The organism is Enterobacter sp. ZOR0014, assembly GCF_000798855.1.
In the GTDB taxonomy this organism is placed as follows: Bacteria; Pseudomonadota; Gammaproteobacteria; order Enterobacterales; family Enterobacteriaceae; genus Enterobacter; species Enterobacter kobei.
Window position 1 is genome coordinate 1 of sequence record NZ_JTLF01000147.1, and the last position, 18,177, is coordinate 18,177.

Consider the following 18,177-nt stretch of genomic DNA (forward strand, 5'->3'; position numbering starts at 1 on the left):
ACTGGCCGGCTTTTCGATTACATCACCAGGCGGCGAATGTCGCTCAGCATGTTGTTGATGATGGTGATGAAACGCGCACCATCAGCACCGTCGATCACGCGGTGGTCGAAGGACAGAGAGATTGGCATCATCAGACGCGGCACAAACTCTTTACCATTCCACACCGGCTCCATCGCGGACTTGGACACACCGAGGATAGCCACTTCCGGCGCGTTCACAATCGGCGCGAAGTGGGTAGTGCCCAGGCCGCCAATGCTGGAGATAGTGAAGCAGCCGCCCTGCATTTCGCCGGCAGTCAGCTTACCATCACGCGCTTTTTTGGAGATGGTGGTCAGTTCACGGGACAGCTCAGTGATGCTCTTCTTGTTCACGTCCTTGAAGACCGGAACAACCAGACCATTTGGCGTATCAACCGCAACACCGATGTTGATGTATTTCTTCAGCGTCAGCTTCTGGCCGTCTTCAGACAGGGAGCTGTTGAAGCGTGGCATCTGCTCAAGTGCAGCGGCAACGGCTTTCATGATGAAGACCACTGGGGTGAATTTCACGTCCAGTTTACGCTTCTCAGCTTCGGCGTTCTGCTGTTTACGGAACGCTTCCAGATCGGTGATATCGGTTTTGTCGAAGTGCGTAACGTGCGGGATCATCACCCAGTTACGGCTCAGGTTAGCACCAGAGATTTTCTGGATACGGCCCAGTTCCACTTCTTCGATTTCGCCGAACTTGCTGAAGTCCACTTTCGGCCATGGCAGCATGCCCGGGATACCGCCGCCAGCGGCTGCAGCAGGTGCAGCTTCGGCACGTTTCACCGCGTCTTTCACGTAGGTCTGAACGTCTTCGCGCAGGATACGACCCTTACGGCCAGTCCCTTTCACTTTCGCCAGGTTCACACCGAACTCGCGCGCCAGGCGACGAATGAGCGGGGTGGCGTGGACATACGCGTCGTTTTCAGCGAACTCAGATTTTTCTGCTTTCGCAGCAGGTGCAGCAGCAGGTTTAGCAGCCTGAGCCGGTGCAGCAGCCGGTGCTGGAGCAGCAGCGGCTGCCGGAGCGGCGGCAGGCGCAGCGCCTTCCACTTCGAAGACCATGATCAGAGAGCCGGTAGACACTTTGTCGCCAGTGCTGATTTTGATCTCTTTAACGGTACCCGCGAACGGCGCAGGAACTTCCATGGAAGCTTTGTCGCCTTCAACGGTGATCAGTGACTGTTCAGCGGCAACTTTGTCGCCCACTTTCACCATCACTTCCGTCACTTCAACTTCGTCACCGCCGATGTCCGGTACGTTAACGTCTTTCGCGCCGCCAGCAGCAGCCGGTGCAGCGGCCGGAGCCGGTGCAGCAGCCTGAGCAGGCGCGGAAGCTGGTGCAGCACCCGCCACTTCGAAGACCATGATCAGGGAGCCAGTAGACACTTTGTCACCGGTGTTGATCTTGATCTCTTTAACGGTACCCGCGAACGGCGCAGGGACTTCCATAGAGGCTTTGTCACCTTCTACGGTGATCAGTGATTGCTCAGCCGCAACGGTGTCGCCCACTTTCACCAGGATTTCGGTGACTTCAACTTCGTCACCGCCGATGTCAGGCACGTTCACTTCTTTTGCTGCGGCGTCAGCTGCTGGAGCAGCAGCCGGAGCAGCTTCTTTCTTCTCTTCCTGCGCAGGTGCAGCAGCTGCTGCACCGTCGGCGGAATCGAAAATCATGATCAGTTTGCCGGTCTCGGTTTTATCGCCAACAGAGACTTTAATCTCTTTAACGATGCCAGCCTGAGGAGACGGGACTTCCATAGAGGCTTTGTCGCCTTCTACGGTGATCAGCGACTGTTCAGCTTCAACTTTGTCGCCCACTTTGACCAGGATCTCGGTGATTTCAACTTCATCAGCCCCGATGTCCGGTACATTGATTTCGATAGCCATTATTCTTTTACCTCTTACGCCAGACGCGGGTTAACTTTATCTGCATCGATGTTGAATTTGGTAATTGCGTCCGCAACCACTTTCTTATCGATTTCGCCACGTTTAGCCAGTTCGCCCAGTGCTGCTACAACCACGTAAGAAGCATCAACTTCGAAGTGGTGACGCAGGTTTTCGCGGCTGTCTGAACGACCGAAGCCGTCAGTACCCAGTACGCGATAATCATCAGCTGGAACGTAAGTACGAACCTGCTCAGCGAACAGTTTCATATAGTCAGTAGACGCCACCGCTGGCGCGTCATTCATCACCTGAGCGATGTACGGAACGCGTGGAGTTTCCATTGGGTGCAGCATGTTCCAGCGCTCACAATCCTGGCCATCACGAGCCAGTTCAGTGAAGGAGGTCACGCTGTACACGTCGGAACCGACACCGTAGTCCTTCGCCAGGATCTGTGCGGCTTCACGCACGTGACGCAGGATAGAGCCGGAGCCCAGCAGCTGAACTTTACCTTTGCTACCTTCAACAGTTTCGAGTTTGTAGATACCTTTACGGATACCTTCCTCGGCACCTGCTGGCATTGCCGGCATGTGGTAGTTTTCGTTCAGGGTGGTGATGTAGTAGTAAATGTTCTCTTGCGCTTCACCGTACATGCGCTGCAGACCGTCATGCATGATGACTGCCACTTCGTACGCGTAAGACGGGTCGTAAGAGATACAGTTAGGGATAGTCAGAGACTGAATGTGGCTGTGACCATCTTCGTGCTGCAGACCTTCACCGTTCAGGGTCGTACGACCAGAAGTACCACCGATCAGGAAGCCGCGAGCCTGCTGGTCGCCTGCCTGCCAGCACAGGTCACCGATACGCTGGAACCCGAACATGGAGTAGTAAATGTAGAACGGGATCATCGGCAGGTTGTTGGTGCTGTAAGAGGTCGCAGCAGCCAGCCAGGATGCGCCTGCGCCCAGCTCGTTGATACCTTCCTGCAGGATCTGACCTTTCTCGTCTTCTTTATAGTAAGCAACCTGCTCACGGTCCTGCGGGGTGTACTGCTGGCCGTTCGGGCTGTAGATACCGATCTGACGGAACAGACCTTCCATACCGAAAGTACGCGCTTCGTCGGCGATGATTGGCACCAGACGATCTTTGATCGACTTGTTCTTCAGCATCACGTTCAGGGCACGAACGAAAGCGATAGTGGTAGAGATCTCTTTGTTCTGCTCTTCGAGCAGCTGAGAGAAGTCTTCCAGCGCTGGCAGTTCCAGCTTCTCGGTGAAGTTAGGCTGACGAGCTGGCAGGTAGCCTTTCAGCGCCTGACGACGTTCGTGCAGGTACTTGTGCTCTTCAGAACCTTCCGGGAAGGTGATGTAAGACAGGTTTTCTACCTGCTCATCGGTCACTGGAACGTTGAAACGGTCGCGGATATAACGCACGCCGTCCATGTTCATTTTCTTAACCTGGTGAGCGATGTTTTTACCTTCTGCGGTATCACCCATGCCGTAACCTTTGATGGTATGGGCCAGGATAACAGTCGCTTTACCTTTGGTCTCACGCGCTTTTTTCAGTGCCGCGTAGATTTTCTTCGGATCGTGACCACCACGGTTCAGCGCCCAGATCTGCTCATCAGTCCAGTCTGCAACCAGTGCGGCGGTTTCAGGATATTTACCGAAGAAGTGCTCACGCACGTAGGCACCGTCTTTGGATTTGAAGGTCTGGTAGTCACCGTCAACGGTTTCGTTCATCAGCTGGATCAGTTTACCGCTGGTGTCTTTACGCAGCAGTTCGTCCCAACGGGAACCCCACATGACTTTGATTACGTTCCAGCCAGCACCCGCGAAGATGCCTTCCAGTTCGTTGATGATCTTGCCGTTACCGGTTACCGGACCATCCAGACGCTGCAGGTTACAGTTGATGATGAAGCACAGGTTGTCCAGCTTCTCACGGGTTGCGATGGTGATCGCACCTTTAGATTCTGGCTCATCCATTTCGCCGTCGCCCAGGAAGGCGTAAACGGTCTGCTCAGAGGTGTCTTTCAGACCACGGTGTTCCAGATATTTCAGGAATTTAGCCTGATAGATCGCACCGATTGGACCCAGACCCATGGATACGGTCGGGAACTGCCAGAATTCAGGCATCAGTTTAGGGTGCGGGTAAGAAGACAGACCTTTACCGTGAACTTCCTGACGGAAGTTGTTCATCTGCTCTTCAGTCAGACGACCTTCCAGGAATGCACGTGCATAGATGCCCGGAGAGATGTGGCCCTGGAAGTACACCAGATCGCCGCCGTCTTTCTCGTTCGCTGCACGGAAGAAGTGGTTAAAGCACACTTCGTAAACGGTCGCAGAAGACTGGAAGGACGCCATGTGGCCACCCAGCTCCAGATCTTTCTTGGACGCGCGCAGAACAGTCATGATGGCGTTCCAGCGGATAGCTGAACGGATACGACGTTCCAGATCCAGATTGCCCGGGTATTCCGGTTCGTCTTCAACGGCAATCGTGTTTACGTAGTTGCTAGCCCCTGCACCTGAAGCAACCTTCACGCCGCCTTTGCGGGCTTCAGAAAGCAGCTGATCAATCAGATACTGAGCGCGCTCAACACCTTCTTCACGGATGACCGATTCGATCGCCTGTAGCCAGTCGCGAGTTTCGATCGGATCCACGTCATTTTGGAGACGTTCTGACATGGGGGTATTCCTTATCTATCTAATACGTTGATTTGTCTGGAACCTGTCCCATTGTGCTCTTCAGCAAGAACACAATAAGACAGGTTCTGCGTTTAGTTGCCGCGCTCTAAAAGTACCTGGCGCTTAATCCTTTCGTTGCTGTATGCGGCGTAATGAACGTTCGCGACGCGATTGTTCACGGCTGCGGTCCAGCAAGATTTCCTCAATGAAAGCCAGGTGACGGTGCGACGCTTCGCGCGCCTGCTCCGGTTCCCCGGCCATTATCGCCTCGAATATTCGGGTGCGATGGTTGCTTACCAGTGGGAGCATCTCCCGACGGGCATACAACAATTCAAAATTCTGACGAACGTTCTGGGCCAGCATCGGCTCCATGCAGCGTAGCAGATGGAGGAGCACCACATTGTGTGCCGCTTCGGTGACGGCGATTTGATACTGGACGACGGCGCTGGACTCGGCGTCTAAATCGCCGGACTGCTGTGCCCGTTCAATGGCCTGATGCAGCTCGCGGATACGCACGCGATCTTCATCAGTGCTGCGAAGGGCGGCGTAATAGGCCGCAATACCTTCCAGCGCGTGACGGGTCTCAAGCAGGTCAAACTGGGATTCTGGGTGGTCAGAGAGAAGTTCTACCAGCGGATCGCTGAAGCTCTGCCACAGGCTGTTTTGCACAAAGGTTCCGCCGCCCTGGCGACGAAGCAGCAAGCCCTTTGCTTCGAGGCGTTGAATCGCCTCACGCAGAGAGGGACGTGAAACGTCGAACTGTTTTGCCAGTTCGCGTTCTGGCGGAAGTTTCTCACCCGGGCGCAGAGTCCCTTCGAGGATTAAAAACTCCAGCTGCTGCTCAATCACATCAGATAGTTTTGGTTGGCGAATTTTGCTGTAGGCCATATTCCCTGTCTTACGCCTTTTTGCCCGGAGTCAATTGGTCTTACCAATTTATATTTCGTATCGCTAAAGTAACAAAGTATTCACCTTCTGTCCATATTGGTTTTGATTGAAATCAGTAAACCCTGCACATTTTAACAACCTTACAGAAATAACGTTTCAGAAATGTAACTTTGCACAAATGAGTTGATTACTCCTAAAGCGGGAGTTTTAACCATAATGAAACGAGGGTTTTTGCAATCTGAAGCGATTCAACAAGGCAAATTATGAAAATTCGCCCACTTAAGGCGCATTTCTATTCTATAGGTTGGGGTAAGAAGCGAGAGCGGAGTGATTTACAAATGCTTTCTTTTTATTCAACTCGTCATCAGCCCTTCATAAAGCAGGTGCATTCACAGGCACTTACCACTATTCTGGCGCTTACGGAAGTCATCTCCGCTTTTTTCGGTTCGTTTAACCGTAAAGAAATAAATACAGAATATGGATTTTCATAATTACACACGCACAGCGTGACATAACAACCACACACGAGGTTTCAAATGGAAGCTCAACAGCACGGCGATCAGCTAAAGCGCGGGCTAAAAAACCGCCATATTCAGCTCATCGCACTGGGCGGTGCTATTGGTACCGGCCTGTTTCTGGGCAGCGCATCCGTTATCCAGTCTGCCGGTCCGGGCATTATTTTGGGTTACGCGATTGCGGGTTTCATTGCTTTTCTGATCATGCGCCAGTTAGGTGAAATGGTTGTCGAGGAGCCGGTCGCTGGCTCCTTCAGCCACTTTGCCTATAAGTACTGGGGCAGCTTTGCCGGTTTCGCTTCCGGCTGGAACTACTGGGTACTGTACGTTCTGGTTGCCATGGCCGAGCTGACTGCCGTCGGGAAGTATATTCAGTTCTGGTATCCCGACATCCCAACCTGGGCTTCTGCTGCAGCTTTCTTCGTCATTATCAACGCCATTAACCTCACCAACGTAAAAGTGTTCGGTGAGATGGAGTTCTGGTTTGCCATCATCAAAGTGATCGCCGTCGTGGCGATGATTATCTTTGGCGGCTGGCTGCTGTTCAGCGGCAACGGTGGCCCACAGGCAACCGTGCGTAACCTCTGGGAACAGGGCGGCTTCCTGCCTCACGGCATGACCGGTCTGGTGATGATGATGGCCATCATTATGTTCTCTTTCGGCGGTCTGGAACTGGTGGGTATCACCGCCGCAGAAGCCGACAACCCTGAGCAGAGCATCCCGAAAGCGACGAATCAGGTTATCTACCGAATTCTGATCTTCTATGTGGGCTCGCTGGCGGTCCTGCTCTCCCTGCTGCCGTGGACGCGCGTCACTGCCGACACCAGTCCGTTTGTGCTGATTTTCCACGAACTGGGTGATACCGTCGTGGCGAACGCGCTCAATGTCGTGGTGCTGACCGCGGCGCTTTCCGTGTACAACAGCTGCGTATACTGCAACAGCCGTATGCTGTTCGGCCTGGCCCAGCAGGGCAATGCGCCGAAGATGCTGCTCAACGTTGATAAACGCGGCGTGCCGGTAAACACCATCATTGTTTCAGCCATCGTGACGGCGCTGTGCGTGCTGATTAACTACATGGCGCCGGAATCCGCATTTGGCCTGCTAATGGCGCTGGTGGTCTCTGCCCTGGTCATCAACTGGGCGATGATCAGCCTGGCGCACATCAAGTTCCGCCGCGCGAAACAGCAGCAGGGCGTGACGACGCGCTTCCCTGCCCTGCTCTATCCGCTGGGTAACTGGATCTGCCTGCTGTTTATGGCGGCCGTGCTGGTGATCATGCTGATCACGCCGGGTATGGCAATCTCCGTCTACCTGATCCCGGTCTGGATTGCCGTGCTGGGCGTTGGCTATCTCTTCAGCCAGAAAAGCCGCAAGGCCATGAAGGCACACTAAGCCTCCTCCGCGGTACCTGCTTTTGCGGGTACCGCGCGTTGTTACCTCCCTCACACTTTCATCCCTACAGCGTTTTTATCCATATCACCGCCCTGATACTGCAACGCATATATTCGTTTGCCAGCAAATAATTCTCTCCATACCGAAACCCGGAGAGCAGTCTATGGATAACGCTAAACTGTCAGTAAAAGAAAAGATCGGCTATGGGATGGGCGATGCAGGTTGCAACATCATCTTTGGCGCCATCATGCTGTTTGTTAACTATTTTTATACCGACATATTTGGCCTCGCGCCTGCGCTGGTGGGGGTCTTACTGCTGTCGGTCCGTGTGATTGACGCCGTCACCGACCCTATCATGGGGGCAATTGCCGACCGCACCCGCAGTAAATATGGCCGTTTTCGTCCATGGCTGCTGTGGATTGCCTTCCCCTACGCGCTGTTCAGTATTCTGATGTTCACCACACCGGAGTGGAGCTATAACAGCAAAGTTATCTATGCGTTTGTCACCTACTTCCTGCTCTCATTAACCTATACCGCCATCAACATCCCTTACTGCTCGTTAGGAGGGGTGATCACCAACGATCCGAAAGAGCGTGTGGCCTGCCAGTCCTACCGCTTCGTGCTGGTCGGCATCGCCACGTTGCTGCTGTCATTGACGCTGCTGCCGATGGCCGACTGGTTTGGCGGGGATAACAAAGCCAAAGGCTACCAGATGGCAATGACCGTACTGGCGCTGATTGGCACCTGCATGTTCCTGTTCTGCTTCGCCACCGTGCGCGAGCGCGTACGCCCGGCGGTGCAGACCCACGACGAGCTGAAAAACGACCTGAAAGACGTGTGGAAAAACGACCAGTGGGTGCGCATTCTGCTCCTGACGCTCTGCAACGTCTGCCCGGGCTTTATTCGCATGGCGGCCACCATGTATTACGTCACCTGGGTGATGGGCCAGAGCACCCACTTCGCCACCGTGTTTATCAGCCTGGGGGTTATCGGCATGATGCTTGGCAGCGTGCTGGCAAAAGTGCTGACCGACCGCTGGTGTAAACTGAAGGTCTTCTTCTGGACCAATATCGTGCTGGCGATATTTTCCTGCGCCTTCTATTTCTTCGACCCGAAAGCCACCGTCACCATCGTGGTGCTCTACGTTCTGCTGAACATCCTGCACCAGATCCCGTCTCCGCTGCACTGGTCGCTGATGGCTGACGTGGACGACTACGGCGAGTGGAAAACCGGGAAACGCATCACCGGGATCAGCTTCTCCGGCAACATTTTCTTCCTGAAACTGGGTCTGGCGATTGCCGGGGCAATGGTCGGTTTTCTGCTCTCCTGGTACGGTTACGACGCAGGCGCAAAAGCGCAAAGCGCGGAGGCCATTAACGGTATCGTACTGCTGTTTACCGTTATTCCTGGCGTTGGATACTTAGTTACCGCGGGCGTAGTACGCCTGCTGAAAGTGGACCGCGAAACCATGAAGATGATCCAGTCCGATCTGGAAAAGCGCCGCGCCAACTACCGCGAGCTGAACGCTTATCAGGAACTCAAAGCCGCAGAGACAAAATAAGGAAAGTTGCATGCAAACCTGGCCAAACCCGTTTATTGAACAACGCGCCGACCCGTACATTTTACATCATGAGGGGCAATACTATTTTATTGCCTCCGTGCCGGAGTACGACAGGCTGGCTATCCGCCGTGCTGACTCGCTGGAGGGCTTGCGCAGCGCCGAAGAGGTGGTGGTCTGGCGCAAACCCGACACCGGTCCAATGAGCCAGTTGATTTGGGCCCCAGAACTGCATCACATCGACGGGAAGTGGTACATCTATTTTGCCGCGACGCACACCCAGGCGCTTGATAGCCTCGGCATGTTCCAGCACCGAATGTTTGCGCTGGAGTGTACCGACAGCGATCCGCTCGCCGGTAAGTGGGTCGAGAAGGGGCAAATAAAAACGCCATTCGACACTTTCGCCCTCGATGCCACCACCTTTGTCCATCAGGGGAAACGCTGGTATCTGTGGGCGCAAAAAGCGCCGGATATCGCCGGAAACTCCAACCTTTATCTGTGTGAAATGGAAAATCCGTGGACGCTGAAAGGCGAGCCGGTGATGCTCAGTAAACCTGAATATGACTGGGAATGCCGTGGATTTCTGGTTAACGAAGGTCCGGCGGTGCTGGTTCACGGCGACAAGCTGTTTATCAGCTACTCCGCTAGCGCCACCGATGAGAACTACTGCATGGGGTTATTGTGGATAGACCTGAATGCCGATCCGCAACAGCCGGCGAACTGGCACAAATCTGCGCGTCCGGTGTTCGTTACCAGCTACGAAAATCGTCAGTACGGCCCGGGTCACAACAGCTTTACGCAAACGCCGGAAGGGGAAGATGTGCTGGTGTATCACGCGCGGAATTACACCGAAATTGAGGGCGACCCGCTTTACGATCCCAATCGTCATACCCGCCTGAAGCGTGTTCGTTGGGACGAAAACGGGATGCCTGATTTCGGCATCCCGCCTGCGGATACGCTATAGCGTTTGCGGCGCGCTGGCTTACACCAGCGTGCCGTAAATAGTCAGTAGCGCCACAACCACCACCACCACAAACGACGTTTTCTTTGCCATTGAAACCGCCGCTTTTGGCGTTTCAACCTTGTCGGTATGCGGCTCTCGCGCCAGGGAAAACTGCGCCAGACGGGTTAACACCTGATACTGCGAGGTGTGTCGGTCGCCCAGAGACGCAAACCACGCTGGCAATGCTTTTTCACCGTGGCCAATGAGCGCGTACACCACTCCCACCAGACGCACCGGCAGCCAGTCGAGCACATGCAGGATGGCATCAATGCCGGAGAGCAAACGTTCATGCGGTGTCAGATAACGGGCAAGCCAGGTCTGCCAGGCACGCAGGAACGCATACCCCATCAGCAAGACGGGTCCCACCGGGCCCCCCACCACAAACCAGAACAGCGGCGCGAGGTAGTAACGGAAGTTAATCCACAGCAGCGCATTTTGCAGCTCGCGCAGGAACTCGCGCTCGTCGCAATCCGGCGGCACGCCGTGGATCATCGTCAGTTCGCTCGCCATGGCACCGCGCGCGTGGGCATCATCGCGGGAGGCCGCTTTAAGATAAGCGTGGTAGTGCAAACGCACCTTGCCCGCACCAATGCACAGCACGCCAAGCAGGATCCACACCACCAGCAGCGGCACATTGAAAAAGAGTCCGTACAGCGCGCGCAGCAGCAGGAAGGTAATCACCATCACACCCGCCATCATCAGCAGCGTGCGCAGCATGGAAAAGTGCCTGATGCGGCGGAATAACACCTCCAGCCGGTGATCCAGATGCCAGTGCTCACCGAGCTTGAACAGACGTTCAGCGATGATAACCAGCAGCATGGTAAACAACGTCATGGTATCTCCTTATTCTGACGACGCGGTGAGCATGGCGCGAAAGCGGGGCCAGTCAAATGCCGGGCCAGGATCGGTTTTTCTCGCCGGAGCGATATCACTGTGTCCGGTAATGTTATCGGCGATTGCCGGGTAGAGTCCGATAAGCGTACGGGTCACAGCCGCTAACTGTTGATACTGTGAGTCGGTGTAGGGCGTAGTATCCGTGCCTTCCAGCTCGATCCCAATGGAGAAATCGTTGCACCGTTCGCGCCCGTGATACATCGACACCCCGGCATGCCAGGCGCGCTTATCAAAAGGAACATACTGAACCACCTCACCATCACGACGAATCAGACAGTGAGCCGACACGCGCAAATGCGCAATCTCAGCGAAGAAAGGATGGGCATTGGGATCTATCGTTCCCGTGAATAACGCATCGATCCACGGGCCGCCAAATTCACCCGGCGGGAGACTAATATTATGAACCACCAGCAGTGTGGGCTTTTCATCCTCCGGGCGGCAATCGTGGTGCGGCGAGGGTACACGCCGCGCATCCACCAGCCATCCGTTTTCTAACAACATGCTGGAACTCCTTCTGTATGGTGCAATGACTCGGTTCAGAGTAGCATGTTTCAATATTATGATTCGTTACCAATTTGGAGTTTTATCATGCCGCCTCGCCGCTATAACCCCGACCACCGACGTGAAGCACTTCTGGAACGTATTAATATGGATATTCCGGCAAGCGTTGCCCATGCGTTAAAAGAAGACCTTGGGGGTGACGTGAATGCCGATAAAGACATTACCGCACAATTATTGCCAAAAGAGACACGTTCCCACGCGGTCATTATTACCCGTGAAGAGGGCGTTTTTTGCGGCAAGCGTTGGGTTGAAGAGGTATTTACTCAACTGGCGGGCGATGATGTGCAGGTGACCTGGCACGTTGAAGATGGTGATGCGATTACAGCCAATCAGCCGCTGTTCGAGCTGGACGGTCCCTCGCGCGTCTTGCTGACCGGCGAACGCACCGCGCTCAATTTTGTACAAACGCTCTCTGGCGTCGCCAGCGAAGTGCGTCGCTATGTTGACCTCCTGGCCGGCACCCACACTCAGTTGCTGGATACCCGCAAAACGCTGCCAGGCCTGCGCACTGCGCTGAAGTACGCGGTGCTCTGTGGCGGCGGCGCCAACCATCGACTGGGCTTATCCGATGCCTTCCTGATCAAAGAGAACCACATTATTGCGTCGGGTTCCGTGCGCCAGGCCGTTGAGAAAGCCTTCTGGCTGCACCCGGATGTCCCTGTTGAAGTGGAAGTCGAAAGCCTGGAAGAGCTGGAGCAGGCCATTAAGGCCGGGGCCGATATCATCATGCTCGACAACTTCGAAACTGAGCAGATGCGCGAGGCGGTAAAACTGACTAACGGCCGCGCCCAGCTTGAAGTTTCCGGGAACGTCACGTTCGACACGATCCGTGAATTCGCCGAAACCGGTGTGGACTACATCTCCGTCGGCGCGCTGACCAAACACGTTCGCGCCCTTGACCTCTCCATGCGCTTTAAATAAGACGCTTTCCCTCTCCGCCCGGAGAGGGGAATTTCAGTCTTGCTCGCAAATCCGTTGTTCTTCCCTGCAACACTGCATGAATTCTCTGAAGCCCCTTTCCCGTTCCCTTTTTTGCCCCTCGTTTCTCTCCTTTCCCGCTGCCAGAGTAGCGCCACTTTGCATAAGGAGCAGATATGGACAGACAACAAGGATTCACACTCATTGAGCTGATGGTGGTCATTGGCATTATTGCGATTCTGAGCGCCATCGGCGTTCCCGCCTATCAGAACTACCTGCGTAAAGCCGCCCTCACCGATATGCTGCAAACCTTCATTCCCTATCGCACTGCCATTGAGCTTTGCGCGCTCGATCACGGTGGCGTGGAGAGCTGTGACGCAGGCAGTAACGGCATCCCTTCCCCGACCACGACGCGTTACGTCTCAGCAATGAACGTGGCAAAAGGGATCGTGACCTTGACGGGTCAGGAGAGTCTCAACGGACTGACGGTGACCATGACGCCACAGTGGAATAACGGCAACGGTATGACAGGCTGGACGCGTGACTGCAACATCAGTGCTGACAGCGAGCTTAAGCAGGCCTGTGAAGACGTCTTCCGCTTCGACAATAACTGAGGGGCGGACAATGAACACCGATCAACTCGTGGCACTTTGCCTTCGCCATCATGCTCTGCTGCTCACCAGCGACAGTGACATGGTCAGCATCGCCGTCGTGGGAAGCCCCGCACCTGAACTGATGGAAGCCCTGCGCTTCGCAACGCAGAAACGGATTGATATCGAGTGCTGGAGCGCTGAACGCATGGAAAAGCATCGGCAGTTAAGCGCGCAATCACATCTGCCTAACGTTTCGCAGGCACATTCCGCGGTGGATATCCTCAACCACACGCTGCAACAGGCGATAAACCAGCGCGCCTCCGACATCCATATTGAACCGATGGAGCACGCGTGCCAGATTCGCTTACGTATCGATGGCGTACTTTGCCCGCAACCTCCGCTTTCCGCCGCGCTGGCAACGATGCTCAGCGCCCGGTTAAAAGTGCTGGGTAATCTGGATATTGCTGAACGCCGCTTACCGCAGGATGGTCAGTTTACCATTGAGCTGACAAACGAGCCGGTCTCGTTTCGTATCGCCACGCTTCCCTGCAACGGCGGTGAGAAAATTGTGCTGCGACTGCTGCATCAGGTTCAGCAGGCTCTTGAACCGAAAGCACTCGGCATGAGTGCTGAGCAGCTGGCCTGTTTTACTGCGTCACTGCACCAGCCTCAGGGGCTGATTCTGGTTACCGGCCCCACAGGCAGCGGCAAAACCGTCACCCTCTATAGCGCGTTACAGGCGCTTAACACCCCTGACGTCAACATCTGCAGCGTAGAGGATCCCATTGAAATCCCGCTTGCGGGATTGAATCAGACGCAGATTAACCCGCGAGCGGGCCTGACATTTCAGAGCGTGCTAAGGGCGCTGCTGCGTCAGGATCCGGATATCATTATGGTCGGCGAAATTCGTGATGGCGAAACGGCAGAGATCGCTATTAATGCCGCGCAGACCGGGCACCTGGTATTGTCGACGCTGCATACCAACTCGACAACGGAAACCCTGATTCGCCTGGAGCAGATGGGCGTCGCGCGCTGGATGATCTCTTCCGCACTCTCTATGGTGATTGCCCAACGGCTGGTTCGGCGTCTTTGTCCACATTGCCGACAGCAAAACGGGGAGCATTCGGGCTTACCCCGCCCGGTTTGGCCGCGACCACTTCCCCGCTGGCAACCCACAGGCTGCGATCGTTGCTACCACGGTTTTTACGGCCGGGTAGCGATTTTTGAAGTACTGGCAATCGACAACCCTCTGCGCCAGGCAATTGCCAGCGGGGCAGGCACCGAGGTGATAGAAGCCAGTGCCCGGCAGGCAGGGTTAATCTCGCTGTTTGAACACGGCTGTATGGCCATTGAGCAAGGGCTAACCACGCTCGAAGAGTTATTGCGTGTTTTGGGTATGCCCGATGGCCACTAATCACCTCTGGCGCTGGCGAGCCCTCTCCACAGAAGGAGAACCCCGAAGCGGAACACTCTGGGCCACAGACCGCAACGCGGCCTTCACCAGGCTAATGCGGAACAACCTGCATCCTCTGGCCCTCTCTCGATACCCTCAGAGACACCGCTGGCGTCCTCATCACTGCTACGAGATGTTTCGCCAGCTCGCCACGCTGCTGCAGGCCGGACTAACGCTTGCGCATAGCCTGCAAATGCTGGCAGACCAGCATCCATCAGAACCGTGGCGGGCACTGCTGCAAAGCGTTGCCGATGAACTCAGTGAAGGGTGCCCTTTTTCTGAGGCGCTCAGGCGGTGGCCCGCGGTCTTTACCCCATTGCATATCTCAATGGTAAAAACCGGTGAGCTGACAGGGAAGCTGGAAGAGTGCTGTCGCCAGCTCGCCCGGCAACAAAAAGCGCAGCAGCAGCTCGGTCAGAAAGTGAAAAAAGCGCTGCGCTACCCGGCGATCATCCTGACGCTGGCGGTACTCGTCGTACTCGCCATGGTTACTTTGGTGTTGCCCGAGTTCGCCGCAATCTACAAAACGTTTAACACCCCCCTTCCGGCGCTGACGCGGATGGTGATGGGTATATCCGCTTTTATGCAGTCCTACGCCCTCGCACTGTTCGCGGTGCTGCTTGTTCCGGTAGCCGCCGCCTGGACTCTGCGTCACACGCCTCGCTGGCAGCGATTTCTTCTGCATCTACCTGTAATGGGGGCGCTGGCGAAAGGGCAAAAGCTGGGGCAGATCTTTACCGTACTGTCGCTCACACAGCAGGCAGGCATTGCCTTTTTACAGGGGCTTGAGAGCGCAGAAGAGACAGTCGAAAGCCGCTACTGGCAAGGGATCCTTCGCAGAATACGCGAAGATATTGAAAAAGGGCTTCCCGTCTGGTCATCCTTTCAGAAAGCGGCAATGTTTACCCCGCTCTGTATTCAGCTTTTACGAACGGGCGAAATGTCAGGTTCACTGGACATCATGCTGGCAAACCTTGCTCGTCATCATACGGAGCAAACTTTTCAGTTGGCCGACAATCTGGCAGCACTCCTGGAGCCGTTACTACTGGTTGTCACGGGGATCATCATCGGCACGCTAGTGGTGGCAATGTATTTGCCCATTTTCCATTTGGGGGATGCGATGAGCGCGGGATAGCCAATAGTGCTGGCGCACGGACATGCGCCAGCGAAAACCATTACAGGCTATTGAAAACGCGGTTTTCCTGCTCCTGAACGCGAATAAACGTCGTACGTTTCGTCAGCTCTTTCAGACGGGAGGCACCCACGTAGGTACAGGCTGAGCGCAGGCCGCCCAGGATGTCGCGCGCGGTGTTTTCAACCGGGCCACGCAGAGGCAGCTTCACGGTTTTGCCTTCTGCCGCACGGTATTTTGCCACACCACCAACGTGACGGGTCATTGCAGACTCAGAGCTCATACCGTAGAACAGCATGAATTTCTCGCCGTTTTCTTCCACCACGGTGCCGCCGCTCTCTTCATGACCGGCCAGCATACCGCCGAGCATCACGAAGTCTGCGCCACCGCCAAACGCCTTCGCCACATCGCCCGGCATGGTGCAACCGCCGTCACTGATGATCTGGCCGCCCAGGCCATGCGCCGCATCGGCACATTCGATAACGGCGGACAGCTGCGGATACCCAACGCCGGTTTTGACGCGCGTGGTGCATACGGAGCCAGGCCCAATGCCCACTTTCACGATGTCGGCACCGGAGAGGATCAGCTCCTCACACATTTCACCGGTCACCACGTTGCCCGCGATGATGGTTTTCGTTGGCCAGGCCTCACGCGCCTTGCTGACGAACTGCACGAAATGCTCGGAGTAACCGTTCGCCACATCAATACACACAAAATTGAGCGCCGGGTTCGCATTCAGGATCTGTTTGGTCTTCTCGAAATCGGCATCAGAGGTGCCGGTGGAGACCATCACATGCTTCACCACATCCGCAGAGGCGGATGCAACAAACGCATTCCACTCTTCCGGGCTGTAGTGTTTGTGCACTGCGGTGAGAATATCGAACTGCGCCAGGGCGGTTGCCATCCCGAAGGTGCCCACCGTATCCATATTGGCGGCGATAATCGGCACGCCAGACCAGGTCTGACCGGAATGTTTAAAGGTGAATTGACGTTCGAGTTCAACGTCTGAGCGACTTTTCAGTGTAGAGCGTTTAGGGCGGATAAGAACGTCTTTGAAACCTAACTTCAGATCTTCTTCGATACGCATGTGCGGATTCCTGGGGTTAGAGGCAAATATGTTAAAAGCACAACTCCAGTGACGCTATCATACGCACTAATACCTGCTCCGCAAGACTGCGAAATTCTCTTTTTTTACGCTACAATCCTATAAATTTACCTGGTAAAAAGCCGGTAAACAGGGCTAAACAGTGGCTGACGCACGTTTGAAATTTAACCAACTGATTTTAATAATGAATAATTCCCAGGATTTGATTTAATGGGGTATATCGTCGCATTAACCGGCGGCATCGGTAGTGGCAAAAGTACCGTTGCGGACGCATTTTCTCGTCTGGGTATCACGATTATTGATGCCGATATCATTGCCCGTCAGGTGGTAGAGCCCAATACACCCGCGCTAAAAGCCATCGAAAACCATTTTGGTCCGGCAATTATCAGTGCAGATGGCACGCTAAATCGCCGCAAGCTACGCGAATGCATTTTTTCCGATTCTGCGGAAAAACTCTGGCTTAATGCCCTGCTCCACCCCATTATCCACCAGGAAACTCAGCGTCAAATTGCCGCAGCCCGCTCGCCGTATGTTCTGTGGGTGGTTCCGCTTCTGGTAGAGAATCAGCTGCACAATAAAGCCGATCGGGTGCTGGTCATTGATGTCTCGCCTGAAACGCAAATCCAGCGCACCGTGACGCGCGATCGTGTCTCGCGCGAACAGGCTGAACAAATTCTTGCCGCTCAGGCCACGCGCGCTCAGCGCCTTGCCGTTGCGGATGATGTTATTGATAATAACGGCGCACCAGATGCCATTGCATCGGATGTTGCCCGCCTGCATGCGCAGTATTTGACGTTCGCCGCGCAGGCCGTTGCACAGGAAAAACCATAATGTCGACCCACATCCTTTTTGAGCATCCGCTCAACGAAAAAATGCGTACCTGGCTGCGTATCGAATTTCTGATTCAACAACTTTCACAACATTTGCCCGTCAGCGATCATGCCACTGCGTTGCACTTCTTCCGCAACGTGGGGGATCTGCTGGATGTCATTGAGCGGGGCGACGTCCGCACAGAGCTTCTGAAAGAACTGGAGCGCCAGCAGCGTAAATTACAGGCCTGGGCCGAAGTGCCGGGCGTGGATCAGAGCCGCATTGATTCACTTCGTCAGCAGCTTAAAAACAGCAGCAGTACGCTGATGGCCGCACCTCGTGTCGGGCAATTTTTGCGAGAAGATCGCCTGATCGGCCTGGTGCGCCAGCGCCTGAGTATTCCTGGTGGCTGCTGTAGTTTCGACCTGCCAACGCTGCATATGTGGCTGCATATGCCGCAAGCACAGCGTGATGCGCAGGTGAACAGCTGGCTGGAAAGTCTCGCCCCCATGCACCAGACGCTGTCGCTCATTCTCGACCTCATCCGTAACTCGGCGCCGTTCCGCAAGCAAACCAGCCTGAACGGTTTCTATCAGGATAACGGCGATGATGCCGATCTTCTGCGTCTGAATTTATCGCTCGGCGAGCAGCTTTATCCACAGATTTCCGGGCATAAGAGTCGTTTTGCGATCCGCTTTATGCCTCTGGACAGCGAGAATGGCACCGTGCCGGAACGCCTCGATTTTGAACTGGCCTGTTGTTAA

16 protein-coding genes are annotated in these 18,177 nt (G+C 54.9%); 10 read left to right on the forward strand and 6 right to left on the reverse strand.

What is annotated here, in order from left to right; all coding sequences use genetic code 11:
• Positions 1-17 precede the first annotated feature (17 nt).
• The 3 genes from aceF to pdhR form a co-directional block, all read right to left on the reverse strand.
• A complete protein-coding gene (gene aceF, locus L977_RS07505) occupies positions 18-1,913 on the reverse strand; it encodes a pyruvate dehydrogenase complex dihydrolipoyllysine-residue acetyltransferase (RefSeq protein ID WP_047625522.1) in 1,896 nt (631 codons plus the stop codon).
• Between the two features lie 14 nt (positions 1,914-1,927).
• Positions 1,928-4,591, reverse strand: a complete 2,664-nt coding sequence (gene aceE / locus L977_RS07510; RefSeq protein ID WP_014882566.1) for a pyruvate dehydrogenase (acetyl-transferring), homodimeric type — start codon at positions 4,589-4,591, stop codon at positions 1,928-1,930.
• Positions 4,592-4,714: 123 nt separating this feature from the next.
• Positions 4,715-5,479, reverse strand: coding sequence for a pyruvate dehydrogenase complex transcriptional repressor PdhR (gene pdhR / locus L977_RS07515; RefSeq protein WP_014882565.1), 765 nt, complete (start codon positions 5,477-5,479; stop codon positions 4,715-4,717).
• Between the two features lie 263 nt (positions 5,480-5,742).
• On the opposite strand from pdhR, the gene L977_RS23130 reads away from it, so the two are divergent.
• The 4 genes from L977_RS23130 to L977_RS07530 all read left to right on the forward strand — a co-directional run bounded on the left by L977_RS23130 (position 5,743) and on the right by L977_RS07530 (position 9,908).
• Positions 5,743-5,970 (forward strand): hypothetical protein, encoded by a 228-nt coding sequence (locus L977_RS23130; protein WP_078309342.1) that lies wholly within the window; start codon positions 5,743-5,745, stop codon positions 5,968-5,970.
• Between the two features lie 45 nt (positions 5,971-6,015).
• A complete protein-coding gene (gene aroP, locus L977_RS07520) occupies positions 6,016-7,386 on the forward strand; it encodes an aromatic amino acid transporter AroP (protein ID WP_047625524.1) in 1,371 nt (456 codons plus the stop codon).
• A 163-nt stretch (positions 7,387-7,549) separates the two neighbouring features.
• The gene (locus L977_RS07525) at positions 7,550-8,947 is read left to right on the forward strand and encodes a glycoside-pentoside-hexuronide (GPH):cation symporter (RefSeq protein WP_047625525.1); all 1,398 of its coding nucleotides are present in this window, start codon (positions 7,550-7,552) and stop codon (positions 8,945-8,947) included.
• A 10-nt stretch (positions 8,948-8,957) separates the two neighbouring features.
• Positions 8,958-9,908, forward strand: a complete 951-nt coding sequence (locus tag L977_RS07530; protein ID WP_047625526.1) for a glycoside hydrolase family 43 protein — start codon at positions 8,958-8,960, stop codon at positions 9,906-9,908.
• An 18-nt stretch (positions 9,909-9,926) separates the two neighbouring features.
• Here the strand turns inward: L977_RS07530 and ampE are convergent, their stop codons facing one another.
• Together ampE and ampD are read right to left on the reverse strand one after the other, a co-directional pair.
• The gene (gene ampE, locus L977_RS07535; protein WP_047625527.1) at positions 9,927-10,781 is read right to left on the reverse strand and encodes a beta-lactamase regulator AmpE; all 855 of its coding nucleotides are present in this window, start codon (positions 10,779-10,781) and stop codon (positions 9,927-9,929) included.
• Between the two features lie 9 nt (positions 10,782-10,790).
• On the reverse strand, positions 10,791-11,342 hold the full coding sequence (gene ampD / locus L977_RS07540) for a 1,6-anhydro-N-acetylmuramyl-L-alanine amidase AmpD (protein ID WP_023332089.1): 552 nt from the start codon (positions 11,340-11,342) through the stop codon (positions 10,791-10,793).
• Between the two features lie 87 nt (positions 11,343-11,429).
• Here ampD and nadC point away from each other — a divergent pair, with 87 nt between their 5' ends.
• From nadC to hofC, 4 genes are all read left to right on the forward strand, one after another.
• The gene (gene nadC, locus L977_RS07545; protein ID WP_047625528.1) at positions 11,430-12,323 is read left to right on the forward strand and encodes a carboxylating nicotinate-nucleotide diphosphorylase; all 894 of its coding nucleotides are present in this window, start codon (positions 11,430-11,432) and stop codon (positions 12,321-12,323) included.
• A 173-nt stretch (positions 12,324-12,496) separates the two neighbouring features.
• Positions 12,497-12,934: a prepilin peptidase-dependent pilin gene (gene ppdD / locus L977_RS07550; protein ID WP_014882558.1), complete on the forward strand. Its 438-nt coding sequence runs from the start codon at positions 12,497-12,499 to the stop codon at positions 12,932-12,934.
• Between the two features lie 10 nt (positions 12,935-12,944).
• Positions 12,945-14,327 (forward strand): type II secretion system protein GspE, encoded by a 1,383-nt coding sequence (gene gspE / locus L977_RS07555; RefSeq protein WP_045281047.1) that lies wholly within the window; start codon positions 12,945-12,947, stop codon positions 14,325-14,327.
• The gene (gene hofC / locus L977_RS07560) at positions 14,317-15,501 is read left to right on the forward strand and encodes a protein transport protein HofC (protein WP_047625529.1); all 1,185 of its coding nucleotides are present in this window, start codon (positions 14,317-14,319) and stop codon (positions 15,499-15,501) included. The genes gspE and hofC overlap by 11 nt, the downstream gene beginning before the upstream one ends.
• Before the next feature lie 40 nt (positions 15,502-15,541).
• Here the strand turns inward: hofC and L977_RS07565 are convergent, their stop codons facing one another.
• Positions 15,542-16,585: a GMP reductase gene (locus L977_RS07565; protein WP_014882555.1), complete on the reverse strand. Its 1,044-nt coding sequence runs from the start codon at positions 16,583-16,585 to the stop codon at positions 15,542-15,544.
• A gap of 228 nt (positions 16,586-16,813) precedes the next feature.
• Between L977_RS07565 and coaE the strand changes: the two genes are divergently transcribed.
• Positions 16,814-17,434 carry a dephospho-CoA kinase gene (gene coaE, locus L977_RS07570; RefSeq protein ID WP_045269084.1) on the forward strand — a complete coding sequence of 207 codons (621 nt, stop codon included), beginning with the start codon at positions 16,814-16,816 and terminating at the stop codon, positions 17,432-17,434.
• Positions 17,434-18,177 carry a cell division protein ZapD gene (gene zapD, locus L977_RS07575; RefSeq protein ID WP_014882553.1) on the forward strand — a complete coding sequence of 248 codons (744 nt, stop codon included), beginning with the start codon at positions 17,434-17,436 and terminating at the stop codon, positions 18,175-18,177. The genes coaE and zapD overlap by 1 nt, the downstream gene beginning before the upstream one ends.